General features: G+C 48.1%; 11 protein-coding genes and 1 pseudogene. All 12 read left to right on the forward strand.

The annotated features are described in order from the left end of the window. The first annotated feature begins 47 nt into the window (after positions 1-47). The gene (locus tag K300_RS14030; protein WP_022849668.1) at positions 48-836 is read left to right on the forward strand and encodes a ParA family protein; all 789 of its coding nucleotides are present in this window, start codon (positions 48-50) and stop codon (positions 834-836) included. Beyond that, positions 833-2,335, forward strand: a complete 1,503-nt coding sequence (locus K300_RS14035) for an Hsp70 family protein (protein WP_022849669.1) — start codon at positions 833-835, stop codon at positions 2,333-2,335. The genes K300_RS14030 and K300_RS14035 overlap by 4 nt, the downstream gene beginning before the upstream one ends. A gap of 386 nt (positions 2,336-2,721) precedes the next feature. Next, positions 2,722-3,189, forward strand: a pseudogene (locus K300_RS17145) (methyl-accepting chemotaxis protein); the annotation flags it as partial. A gap of 378 nt (positions 3,190-3,567) precedes the next feature. Next, the gene (locus tag K300_RS17150; protein ID WP_430681894.1) at positions 3,568-4,593 is read left to right on the forward strand and encodes a methyl-accepting chemotaxis protein; all 1,026 of its coding nucleotides are present in this window, start codon (positions 3,568-3,570) and stop codon (positions 4,591-4,593) included. Positions 4,594-4,623: 30 nt separating this feature from the next. Beyond that, a complete protein-coding gene (locus tag K300_RS0100370; protein WP_022849671.1) occupies positions 4,624-6,153 on the forward strand; it encodes a chemotaxis protein CheW in 1,530 nt (509 codons plus the stop codon). 16 nt (positions 6,154-6,169) lie between these two features. After that, the gene (locus K300_RS0100375; protein WP_022849672.1) at positions 6,170-7,237 is read left to right on the forward strand and encodes a protein-glutamate methylesterase/protein-glutamine glutaminase; all 1,068 of its coding nucleotides are present in this window, start codon (positions 6,170-6,172) and stop codon (positions 7,235-7,237) included. A gap of 3 nt (positions 7,238-7,240) precedes the next feature. Then, complete coding sequence (locus K300_RS0100380) at positions 7,241-7,531, forward strand: STAS domain-containing protein (RefSeq protein ID WP_022849673.1); 291 nt, start codon at positions 7,241-7,243, stop codon at positions 7,529-7,531. Beyond that, positions 7,528-7,890, forward strand: coding sequence for a response regulator (locus K300_RS0100385; RefSeq protein WP_022849674.1), 363 nt, complete (start codon positions 7,528-7,530; stop codon positions 7,888-7,890). The genes K300_RS0100380 and K300_RS0100385 overlap by 4 nt, the downstream gene beginning before the upstream one ends. 11 nt (positions 7,891-7,901) lie before the next feature. Then, positions 7,902-8,963 (forward strand): HEAT repeat domain-containing protein, encoded by a 1,062-nt coding sequence (locus K300_RS0100390; RefSeq protein ID WP_022849675.1) that lies wholly within the window; start codon positions 7,902-7,904, stop codon positions 8,961-8,963. Between the two features lie 3 nt (positions 8,964-8,966). After that, on the forward strand, positions 8,967-9,800 hold the full coding sequence (locus K300_RS0100395; RefSeq protein ID WP_022849676.1) for a CheR family methyltransferase: 834 nt from the start codon (positions 8,967-8,969) through the stop codon (positions 9,798-9,800). 3 nt (positions 9,801-9,803) lie between these two features. After that, positions 9,804-10,169, forward strand: coding sequence for a response regulator transcription factor (locus K300_RS0100400; protein WP_022849677.1), 366 nt, complete (start codon positions 9,804-9,806; stop codon positions 10,167-10,169). A gap of 14 nt (positions 10,170-10,183) precedes the next feature. Beyond that, positions 10,184-13,132 (forward strand): chemotaxis protein CheA, encoded by a 2,949-nt coding sequence (locus tag K300_RS0100405; protein ID WP_022849678.1) that lies wholly within the window; start codon positions 10,184-10,186, stop codon positions 13,130-13,132. Positions 13,133-13,137 lie beyond the last annotated feature (5 nt).

Genomic DNA, 13,137 nt, shown 5'->3' on the forward strand with positions numbered 1-13,137 from the left:
CTTAGCCTTGCAAACCGGTTAAACTTCATGCTATTATCACATTCAAGATGGCAGATATAATAACCTTCGCAAACAAAAAGGGGGGTAGCGGTAAAACCTCCACCGTCTTGAATGTGGGAGCTGTTCTCGGAAGCAAAGGGAACAGGGTGCTTCTTGTCGACTTGGATCCCCAGGCTCATCTCTCCTATTGGTCGGGCGTAAACACCTACGATACATATAAAAACATCTACAGTGTAATCCACGGTGACTACAGCTCGTCGGAAGCTGTCACCACAACTGAGCACGGACTCTACGACATAATCCCCGCCTCCACCCATTTCTCACACAAGGATCTTAAACAGATTATAGACGGCAGGCAGGTTGAGGGAAAGCTGGCTAAAGCATTGATAGATGTGAAGGATAAGTATGATATTATACTTATAGACACTCCGCCCACAGTTGCCGTGCTCACGCTGAACGCCCTTGTGGCATCCAGACATGTGCTTATACCGGTACTTCTCAACTTCCTTGCCATAGAAGGGCTTGCACAGCTCGCCCAGAACATATACAGGATAAACATGGCCCATAATCCTGATCTCAGGATAATGGGCATAATCCCAAACCAGTACGACCTGCGGAGCAACCATGCGAGAAGGGTTGTAAGCGAATTGAATGAGAATTTCGGCGAGGATATGATATCCCCCCGTATACGTCATGACATCAAGGTCGCAGAAGCTCCAGAAGCGAGGCTCCCCATAAATTTATACGCGCCCAAGAGCCGCGGGGCTATGGACTTCAGTATTTTAGCCGATTATGTAATGGGTAAAATCAACGAGTCTGCGGGGGTGAAGACATGAGCCACTGTATCGGAATCGATTTCGGTACGAGCAATTCTATGATCGCTGTTTACAAGGAGCAGGGTGTCATAGATATCATAAGCTCCGACAGCGGCAAGCGTTTCCTTCCTTCCGTCGTGTACTTCAAGAAGGAAAACGAGGTTGTCATAGGCGACAACGCCAAGAGCATGCAGCTTTTGGAGTCGGAGCAGACAATAGCAAACATAAAACGCTATCTGGGTACGGATAAGGAGTTTGAGCAGTTTGGGAATACCTACAAACCCGAAGAGCTTGCAGGGTTAATATTCAAAAAGCTGATGATGACATATCAGGACTACTCCGGCGAGGAGGATGCCTCGGCTGTTATAACCGTTCCAGCTTATTTTGATCACTACCAGCGTGAGGCGGTCCGTTCTGCGGCGGAATATGCGGGTTTTAATGTACTGCGCCTTCTGAACGAGCCAACATCGGCGGCCTTATACTATAATAATATTGGCAAAAACACGGGTGAAACATGCCTTGTATTCGATCTTGGTGGCGGAACCCTTGATATAAGCATTATCGAAATGGACGTGGATTCCTGCAGTGTTATTTTGACCGGAGGCTCCACAGAGATAGGCGGCGTTGACTTTGACATAGCCGTTGCGGACTACTTTATCGAAAACTTCCGAAGTAAGCACGGCATTGACCTGAAATCCGATCCCATAGCCTATCAACAGCTACTTTTCCAGGCGGAGAAGGCGAAGGTTGAGCTTTCATCGCTGAACGAGGTTAACGTAGTTGTTCCCTACATAACCATATCCAAAGAGGGTCCGCTCCATTTTAAGGACAGTATAGATAGAGACACGTTCAGCAGGGTTACCGCTCCGATTACGGCCAAGATTCGCACAATTATTGAAAAACTCCTCGAAAACGGAGAAATGGAAATAAAAGACATCGACCGTGTCCTCCCCGTAGGTGGAGCCTCCAGGATACATAGCGTTCGAGGGCTTATCTGGGATATGTTTAACGGAACGGTTAAGAAGGATATGAACCCCGAAGAGGCTGTTGCATGCGGTGCTGCTGTTAATGCGGCAATGCTAAAAGGTGTTCTCAAAGATAAGACATTTAACGATGTTACTGCACATAATCTCGGAATCGAGGATGACAACGGCAATTTTCAAGCTATACTTAATAGGAATGAGATCTACCCCGTTGAGTTCAGTATGGAGTTTACCACAGCCTCTGAGGACACCGAGCGTGTCAAGGTTCACATACTGCAGGATATGGCGAGATCCTCTTTAAATACAAGCGATTCTGTGTCTGAAAATCCGGAGCAGTTCGTAAGCCTTGGTGAGTTTGAGATAGAGACAAAAGCCTCTGAAGAGTCAGAGGAACCCACCATTGAGGTTACATTCAGTATAGACAATAGCGGGATAATCAGCGTGAACGCAGCGCATCTGAACAGCGGAAGCAAAGGGGATTTTACTCTCCGCATGACAATCAAAAATGAAAGCTTAAATAAGATCGGAATTTTTTAATCCTTCGGAGGAAATTAATGAAGAAACTGGCACGCCCTTCCAGCCTGGAGGGAAAGACAGGTATCGTTAGGAAAGAGGGGGAAGACCTCCAAAAGAAGCGTGAGGAGGCCAGAAAGAGTGCCGCCGAAAAGGCGAAGAGCAGAACTCTGGCGAAGCAGCAGGCTAATGCGGAGAGGCTGGCCACAGCGTCCGAAGAGATGGCCTCTGCCATTGAGCAGTCAAGCTCTGCGGCGGACCAGCTCAGCAACGCCATGGGGCAGGTAACCGTTGCCTCCGGTCAGGTCAGCTCAAGCTCGGAAAACATCAAGAACGACACTATAGTTCTAGAGGATGTGAGCAGTAAAGTTCTTGATACCTCTGCAGATTACGAAGAGGCGATCTCCCAGATGGGACAGAACGTTACCTTCACCGTTACCGCTGTCAGAGAGCTTCGTGAGAGTGTGGACAACACAACCAACAAGGTTGTTGAATCCACTGAGATTGTAGAACAGCTTAAAGAGAAGGCAGGCTCCATCGAGCAGATCGTTCAGGTTGTTAAGAAGATCGCCGACCAGACGAACCTCCTTGCTCTCAACGCCGCCATCGAAGCGGCCAGAGCTGGTGAACACGGCAAGGGATTCGCCGTTGTGGCGGATGAGGTAAGAACGCTGGCCGAGGTTTCCGACGGTGCCGCTAAGAATATTAAAGACGTCATTGATTCATCCCTTGAGCAGGTAAAAACCGTTGTGAGCAAGGTGGACGGTTTCACGAAGCTATCCCAAACAAACCTGTTTAAAGCGGATTTCATAAGCAACCAGTGCAACATAATCAACGACGCCACAAAGGTTATGGTGCGTGAAGTTAATACGATCAAGAAGGACTCCAACAAGATCAGTGAAGAGGCGAAGAAGTCCCTTGATATAGTGAACCGCCTCGCCTCTGCCACAGAGCAGAACGCCACAGCCTCCGAGGAAGTGAGCAAGTTCACCGATGAGCAGTCAAAGGCTTTCAACGAGCTTACCTCCGCCGCCCAGGAGATTGCAGAGATGGCTGATGACCTTAAAACCTCTACGGATATGGCGAAATCCTCCGAAGAGGTTGCCGCCGCCGCAGAGGAGCTCTCTGCAACAGTTGAGCAGTTGAATGCATCTGCGGATGAGATCCTGAAAGCGATAGACCAGATAGATACCGGAACCGATGAGATGTTCCATGAACTCGGCGACATCAAAAAAGAGTTCGCCACTATGAAGCAGATGCTCGAAGAGGGTAAAGGGAGCTGGGAGATCATCCGTGAAGAGGGTGACAAGATCGATGAAGGTCTTGAGGAGATCAAGGCCCTTGATCATATCGTTTTCATCAACCAGCTTGAAGAGGCCATCAACAACCAGACCAAGTTTGAGGGCGTTCTAGACCCCACAAAATGCTCCTTCGGTTCCTGGTACGAAACATACAAGCCCCACGATCATGAAGAGGAAGAGGCCTATAACGCCATACGTGAACCCCACAACCATGTGCATGTAGGTGCGGCAGAGATAGTCCGCCTCATGGAAGAGGGCAAGTATCAGGAAGCAAGGGATGTCTACAAAGAAAAGGTTATGGAGGGTGTGAAGGGATTTAAAAAGAACTTCAAACACTTCCATCAGGGTATAGAGCTTGTGGTTAAGGGATTTGTACGCACCATAGATAACCTCAAGGACATAAGCAATGAGGTGAAGGCTCTCAGCAAGTCCTTTGCAAGCATAAGAAAGATCGTAGATACCATCAATAATGTAGCCATACAGACAAACATGCTCGCCGTTAACGGCAGCATAGAAGCGGCCCGTTCAGGCGAGTTTGGCAGGGGCTTCTCCGTTGTTGCCTCTGATATCCGCTCCCTCGCTAATGAATCGGGGGATAATGCGGACAGGATGAAAGACATCCTCGAGGAAATGTATGAGCAGATCAACGGATTCCAGGATGAGCTCAGCGAGATAACCGCCCTAATCAGGGTGCAGATCGAGAAGTCCGAGCTTGCTGTTACCAACCTTATTTCCATGGTCAAGATCCGTGGACGGGCTGGTGAGCTGAGGGAGGAGTCCGAGAAATACTTCGACGAGGGAATCGTTAAAGTCCGCAAGGTGAACGAGGCGTGCGATGAGGGACTTGAGGTTGCCGATAAGCTCAAGAAGCTTACCGATGAAGCCAAGATCGCTGCCGACGAGCAGGTAAGGGGACTTAACGAGATCTCCGCCGCATCCGAAGAGGTTGCCTCACTCGCAGACGAAATGCAGAACTACTGAGCCGGAAGGCTATCCTAAGGAGGTCGGCTCATGGCAGAAAGCATTGAGAAGCTAACAGAGAGCGAAGAAACCAAATACGTGTCGTTTTCAGTGGGTTCCGAATCCTTTGGCATCCCCATAGATGAAGTTCGTCGAATCATCAGGATGCCAAGGGTTACAAGGGTTCCCAAAACCCCTGACTTTATCCTTGGCATCAGCAACCAGCGGGGGAGTGTTCTTCCGATTATTGACCTCTCCCTGCGCCTCGGTTATGGAAAGCCCTGCAATGTTACCGATGAGGCTAGGGTTATTGTGCTTGAAAAATCGGGCACGATGACGGGTTTTGTCGTGGAATCGGTGAGCGAGGTTCGAGGCGTTGAGAAACAGAATACAGAGAACTTCCCCGAGATGCTCGATGCCGGCATAGACGAACGCTTTATTTCCGGACTCCTCAAGATGACCAACGGCGGTGAGAGCAGGCTTATTCAGGTTCTCAACACCGATGAGGTCATAAATATTAACGAGCTTCGCAAAAACCTCAAGGAGAGCGGCGGCCAGAGCGCCGGAAGAGGGGGTGTTTTTGAGGAAGAGAACGATGGTGATGATGAGAGACGCTTCATAAGTTTCCAGATCGGAATCCAGGAATACGCAGTTGAGATACACATGATAAATGAGATTATTCGTGTGCCCGATTACGTTACTGTGCCCGGCGTTGCGGATTACGTCATAGGGATATTCTCGCTCAGGGATTCGGTAAACCCTCTTATATCACTCCACAGTAAGTTCGGACGAAGCCTGCCGGATGTTAACGAAGACACCAGGGTTGTCATTGTTGACATTGAGGATACCAAGATAGCCTTTATGGCGGATAAGGTAAGCGAGGTTATAAGTGTTCCTGAGAGTCAGATAGAGCCACCTCCCCGTGTCTTCACCGATGGGAAAGAGTCCGAGATAAGCTCTGTTATCAAAGGGGAGAGCGGCGACAGGCTTGTGCTGATCCTCGATACCGGAAATATCCTAGCAGACCAGGAGCTGGCCGCCCTCAGGCAGCTTGCCGAGAAGGGTGAGGAAAAACTGGAGGTGCAGGAGATGGATGAAGAAATAATTAGTGATGAAAAACAGATAGTAACCTTTAACATAGAAGAGGAGGAGTACGGTATTTACATCGAAAAGGTGCAGGAGATTAACCGCTTCACCAATGTAACCCGTGTTCCCAAGACCCCTCCGTTTGTGGAGGGTATTATCAATCTCAGAGGAGATGTTATTCCACTGATAGATTTGAGAAAGAGGTTCGATCTTGAGCCGAAGGAAAGGGACGAGTTCACAAGGGTTATCATCGTGAATCTTGATTCCGTAAAGGTCGGTTTTGTTGTGGACTATGTGGACGAGGTTCTGCGTGTGAGCGAATCGAGCATTGATAACGTTCCTGCGGTTCTTTCCTCCACAGTGGACAACCAGTTCCTTGATGGTGTTGTGAACTATAAGGCTAAGGATACAGAGCGCATGATAATGCTTCTCTCTGTTGATGACCTCTTCTCCAAAGCGGAGAAGAAGAAGCTGGAGAACCTCAAGGACGATTGATAACGGATAATATATTATGAGCCTTAGAGTACTGATTGCGGATGATTCTGCGCTTATGCGCAAAAAGATCAGGGAGATGATCGATGCCGAGACCGGAATGGAGGTTGTCGGCACAGCGAGGGATGGTGAGGACGCCGTTATAAAGGCGAGAGACATCCGTCCCGATGTCATCACTATGGATATTAACATGCCCCGCATGGACGGCCTTGCGGCGCTTTCCGTCATAGTTGAGGAGGAGATCTGCCCTGTAATCATGCTCAGCTCCTTGACCCAGGAAGGTGCGGAGACGACCTTTGAAGCCATGGAACTTGGCGCCTTTGACTTTGTTTCAAAGCCAGGCGGCACCATCTCCGTGAATATCGAAGAGGTTCGCAAGGACCTGATCAGAAAACTGAAAGCTGCCGGCAGAACCGGCTATAACAAGATAAAGAGGAGTGTCCAAAAGCCGCAGAAGGTTAAAGAGGCTACGGACAGGATAGAAACGGAAAAGATGGTATGCGGGGAGGAGTTCTACGGCGTTGGCATAGGCATTTCAACGGGCGGCCCGAAAACCATCTTTGATGTTTTGCCGAACCTCAACCCGGATTCGAAGGCGTCATTTTTTCTGGTTCAGCATATGCCGCCTACATTTACATCCACCTTCGCCAAAAGGCTGAATGAATACTGCACGATCGAAGTTAAGGAGTGCGAGGCGGGTGAGATTGTACGTCCGGGGGTATGCTATCTCGGTAAAGGGGGGAGTCATATGACCCTCTATAAAAAGCACAACGGGTGCATGACCGTTAGGCTTAATAAAAGACCGGAGCACAATTTCATGCCCAGCGTTGATATCATGCTGGAATCGGTTCTCAGCTGTTTCAATGGTAGAACCATCGGCATTATCATGACTGGAATGGGTGACGACGGTGCTGATTCCATGGTTAAGATTAAACGCTCTGGAGGCTATACCATCGCCGAGTCCGATGAGACCTGTGTTGTTTTCGGTATGCCAAAGGAAGCCATAGACAGGGGGGGAGCAGATATTGTCCTCCCCAGCTATAAGATAGCCGATGAGATAACCAAGAGAATAAGGTACGGATGGTAGAATATGGATGTTAAGGTACTTAAAACGAAGGTGAAAATAGTTTTCCCGGAGGAATCCGAAAACTTTATGGCCATAGATATGCTTGATAAGCTGGAGGATGCAGATTTCAGTGAAAGAAGCGCAGAGATAGACCTCTCAAAGGTACAGACCTTTGATACATCCTTTGTGAATATCCTCTGTTCTGTGGTTAATTCTGCAAAGGATGCCGGAGCGAACTACACTGTGAAAGAACCGGCTGATGAAGTTAAGAATAAGCTTAAACTTTATGGGATAGAGCTTGGAGGTACAGCTTGAAGAGAATACTTGTAGTAGACGATGCAATCACCATGCGCCAGCTCGTGGCCGCAACACTTAAGTCCGCCGGATATGATGTTGTGGATGCCAAGGACGGCGTGGATGCCCTCAACAAGCTCGGGCAAGGTCGTTTTAATCTTATAGTCTCGGATCTTAACATGCCCAATATGGACGGGATCACCCTGATAAAAGAGGTTAAGAAGAATCCCAGACATAAGTTTACACCCATAATCATGCTCACCACCGAATCCCAGTCCTCTAAGAAGGAGGAGGGGAGACAGGCGGGTGCGAAGGCCTGGATTGTAAAACCCTTTAAGCCGGCGGATCTTCTTAACGTTGTTAAAAAGATAGTACCCTGAAGAGGTGTTTAGTGGATATTGAAAGCATACGCAAATCCCTTTACCATGAGGATGAAACAGAGCGGCTCTACGCTGTGGAGGATGTTATATCCTTTAAGGCAGAGCAGCTTGTTCCAGATATAATCGACATGAACCTGCGTGAGGACAGCCGTATGGTTCGTGAGCTTATTGTTGAAGGGCTTAAGCTCATGGACATATCGGATCACTATGCAAAGGTTGCAGAGTATTTCGAAAGCTCCGATGCATTCATAAGAAACTGCGCCATAGAGATATTCGGCTCCAAAGGAGAGTCTGCAGTACCCTTTCTCACCTCTATTATGGACCACTCGGATAAAGAGGTGCGCAAGCTTATCCTCGATTGCCTGGTAGCCACCAGCTCCAAGTATTCCATACCAGCATTGCGTGCTGCATTGAACGATAAAGCGCCTAACGTGCAGATAACGGCTGTGGAGTATCTGGGCAAAATCGAGGACAAGGAATCCCTCAGGGATATTGTAGAACTGTTTGCCTCTACAAATGAGCCTATGCTTAGGATATCCTGTATCGAAACCTTCGTTTTCCTCGGTGGTGCAGAAACCGTGGACAGGGTAATCGATATACTCGGCGGAAGAAGTGTGGACGGGTTCTATAAGCCCTCCGTATTCCGCCTTGTGGCGGAGAAGGGTGCTGAGAAGCATCTTGATTTTCTGCTGTCATTTCTTAACAATAAAAACACTCTCTTCTTTACAGAGATCGCGAACTCCATTCTGAAGATAATCTCGAGGGAGAACGTCTCTGAGCTTCCCGAGGAGAGTGTCAGCTTTATAATAGAGAGTGCCAGAAACCAGAACCTCTCCACCGACGAACGGATAACCTTCATGAGAATTATCAGTGTATTAGGAGCGGACGGCAAGGAAAAGATACTTGAGGAGCTTGCCTACGAGGATGACATGAACCTTATGCTCAGTTCTCTGGATGAACTTTCCGGTTCGAACCTTGAAAAGGCCCTTAAGATAATAGATCGAAGGCTCAAGGTGGCCGAAGGTGACCTTAAGGATGAGCTTATCAATCTAAAAGAATATCTGGCGGAGTAGCGGATGTTTCTTGTAACCTTAGAGGATTATAAAGACCTTACAGCTTTTATTTATAAAAAGTCGGGCATAAAGTTTGAGGACAAGAAGCGCTATTTCATCAATAAACGGATAGAAAAGCGCATAAACGTTCTCAAGCTTGAATCTGCTCGTGATTACCTGCGGTACCTTAAATTCAAGGACAAGGAAGGTGAGGAGTTCCAGGAGCTTATGAATCTCCTTACCGTGAATGAGACCTACTTCTTCCGCGAGTTCAGCACACTTGAGGTATTTGCCGAGTTCTGCCTGCAGGAGATTGCCGATAAGAAGGCCGCAGAAGGGGACAGAACAATAAGGATCTGGTCTGCAGGCTGTTCCTCTGGTGAAGAGCCCTACACCCTCGCCATAATAACAAGGGAAATGCTCGACAGCCCTGATGACTGGAATATCGAGGTTGTCGCCACAGATATAGACCAGACTGCCCTCGATAAGGGGAGAGAGGCGAGATACGATGACCGCAGCGTAAAGGATGTCCCCGATGAGTATTATGCGAAGTACTTCGATTATGTGAACGGTTTTCATATGCCTAAGAAAGAAGTTCGCCAAATGGTGAAGTTTGAGCATATGAACCTGATGGACAGGCTTACAATGCGTAAGAAGAGAGGGTTCAACTTCATCTTCTGTCGCAACGTGTTAATTTATTTCGATGAAATCTCGAGGAAGCAGGTTGTGGACCATTACTACATCGCCCTTAACAAGGGGGGCTACATCTTCCTCGGTCACAGTGAATCTGTAGGCAGAATAACCACTGCGTTCAGCATTAAGAAGTTCGGCCGCAATGTTGTGTATTATAAGGGGTAAGAAATGGCTTTTAAGGTACTTATAATTGATGATTCGGATATGGTAAGACACTTCCATGCCAATATATTGAAGTCCGCCGGATTCGATGCGGATCAGGCTATTGATGGTATGGATGCTTTGGAGAAAACCACACAGAACAGCTATTCTCTACTCCTTTGCGATCTCAATATGCCCCGCATGGACGGTGTTACGTTTATCAAGGAGTTTCGTAAAACAGGCAAGGAGACACCTGTTATCATAATAACAACCCAGGAGGAGGCGGAGAACAGGAAGCTTGGTTACACCTCCGGCGCAAACCTCTATATAACAAAACCGGTTAAACCGGATGAGCTTATAATAAACATCAAGATGCTGCTCGGCATTACATAGATACGGAGAAGGTTATGGTTGAACTTGATATGGAGAAGTTCCGGCGCTCATTTCTGGATGAGGCAACGGAGCTTCTGGAACAGGTTAATGAAGATATACTGAAAGCGGAATCGGATAGTGATCCTGAGCTGGTCAACTCGATGTTCCGCTCCATCCATACCATTAAAGGAAGCGCTGCGGGTTTTGGATTTGACCATATCTCCGAGTTCAGCCATCATCTTGAAACACTGCTCGATTCGCTCAGAAACGGTGAACTGCAGCTCACCTCCGAGCTTGTGGACACCATCCTCAAAGCTGTAGACGGCCTTTTTGAGATGGTGGATGCCTCAAAGGAGGGGAAGGAGCATGGCGTTGATACGGAAACGCTGATTAAGGAGCTTGCTGTTATGAAAGGTGAGGCCGTTCCGGAGGAGCCTTCATCAACAGACACTCCCACCGAGGCAGAGCAGTCATCTGAACGCTATATACCTAACGATGAAAAGAGAGAGGAACTGCGCTCAAAATTCAACGGAGAAGGTAAGGTTTACCGTGTTGAATTAAAGTTCACTTCCGAGATGCTCGAAAACGGATACGACCCCCTCCCTTTCCTGCAGAACATAAAGAACAGTTCAAGCGTTTATCTTTCCTCCTGTGACATTTCCAGAGTGCCTAAAATAGATGAGGTTAACCCCTTTGAGATATATCTTGAACCTGAGATTTATCTCATCTCTGAACTTTCTGCTGAAGACTTGGCGGACTTTGCCTTTGATCCCGAAGCTGTGGATGTGTATGAGGTATCCCTTAGCGCTCCTCCGGCGGATATGCCCGTGGAGAAAACACCTCCGGAGCCGGCAATGGAAGAGAAGCATCTAGAGGATGAGCCCTATGCCGTTGATCAGGACGAAGAGGTCATAACCCTCGAAGGGGTGGATACGGCGATGCTTTCCGAGCTGCGTTCGGGCGTTGAGGACTACTTCGAATCTATAGAGTCCCTGATACTCCGTCTGGAAAAGGGTGACGGTGAGATCGGTTCCGGAATCGATGATCTTTTCCGTGTTTTCCATACAATCAAGGGGGATTGCGGCTATGTGGGCCTGACCTTCATGGAGAAGTATTCCCATCTCCTTGAGAGTATTCTGGATGATATAAGAAGCGGCAAGGTTCTTTTTGATAAGAAGGCGGCGGATCTTATACTCACTGTCATAACCGACATAAACGAGTTCCTCAAAAAGCTGGAAAGTGAGGGTCAGGCTCCTGTGCCAAAGACCTATAAGATGCTCCAGGAGCTCAATACCAACATCGATGAGATGAAGGATTCTGTAACCGTTCTCAACGATGAGGTTAAGATCTTCCTTACCCAGGTGGATCAGTTTATGGAGATTATGAACATGGCCGCCTCCGGCGACACCGTGGACAAGAAGCAACTTCTACGTGGTGCGGCGGGTCTTAAGAATGCCTCTCGCTTTGTAGGTTTCACCGAGATAAACGAAACCGCCACAAGGCTTGAAACGGCCATCAAGAACGGTGATTCCCATGGGGACATTCTCAACGATATCCACGAAAGTATCGAAACGCTGAAGTCACCCCCAAAGAAGCTGGGAGAGCTTCTTGTGGAGAGTGGAAAGATTTCCGAGGATGACATAAAATACGCCCTGAGCAAGCAGAAGAAGATCGGTGACATCCTTGTGGAAGAGGGGCGTCTCGAAAAGGAAGACCTTGATAATGCCCTGAAAAGACAGGAGGTTATGAAGGCGGTATCCGATACTGTAAAGGACAAGATACCCGAAAAGGCTCAGCCCCAGACCCAGGGCGTTGAATCTGTTCCACAGCTGATGAAGGTGGACCAGGAGAAGATCGACAAGTTCACAAACACTATCGGCGAACTGGTTGTTGCAAAGAACGCTAATGAGTACCTTATTCACAACCTTGCCAAGGAGTATGGTCTGCCCACAAACCTTGTTAAGGATCTTAAGGATACAGCTAATCTTATTTCCCGCATAGCACAGGATCTGCAGAGGGATATTCTCTCGCTCCGCATGGTTCCCATTAAGCAGATATTCCATAAGTTCCCCAGAATCGTGAGGGATATATCAAGGAAGCAGGATAAGCAGATAGACCTTAAGATAATCGGCGAGGACACGGAGATTGACAAAAAGGTTGCCGATCTCCTAAGCGATCCCCTTGTGCACCTTGTTCGCAACTCCTGCGACCACGGCGTTGAGAATGTGGAAGAGCGTAAGAGTGCAGGCAAGACCCCTATGGGTACGGTTATACTCAAGGCCTATCAGGAAGGGAGCTTTGTCTATATCGAGGTTATCGATGATGGTAAGGGGATCAATACTGCGAAGGTTCTCGAAAAGGCTATCAGCAGAGGGCTTGTCAGCGAGAGTGACCAGCTCGATGATAAAGAGATAAAGCAGCTCATCCTTGAGCCCGGTTTCTCCACGGCGGAAAAGGTAACCGATGTATCCGGTCGCGGGGTTGGGATGGACGTTGTTAAAACGAGTGTTCTTGATCTTGGCGGAATGGTGGATATACAGTCAAACCTCGGTGACGGGACAAGGATTATCCTCAAAATACCTGTTACCATAGGCGTTTCCACTGCTCTCCTTGTTGAGCTGCGCGATGAGACCTACGCCATACCAATCGAAAACGTAGCGGAGACTATAAAGCTTGAGCGTGAAAGGGTTAAGGACCTGCATTACGGTATGGCCATACATTATCGTGGTATGGTTCTCCCCGTTTATACCATGAGTGAGCTCTTGGACAATGATCCGGATGAGCTTAAAGAAGAGGTGAGCATTGTTATAACGAACACCGAAAAGGGTAAGGTGGGTATCGTTGTAGATGAGCTCGTCAACCGTATCGACATAGCTATTAAACCAGTTCCCGAATACTTCTCACATCTCTCATATGTCGGAGGAATAACTATCCTGGGTGACGGTCAGGCAGTGCTTGTATTAAATACGAATAGACTTATCTGACGGAG

Source organism: Limisalsivibrio acetivorans (genome assembly GCF_000421105.1).
Classification (GTDB): Bacteria; Chrysiogenota; Deferribacteres; order Deferribacterales; family Geovibrionaceae; genus Limisalsivibrio; species Limisalsivibrio acetivorans.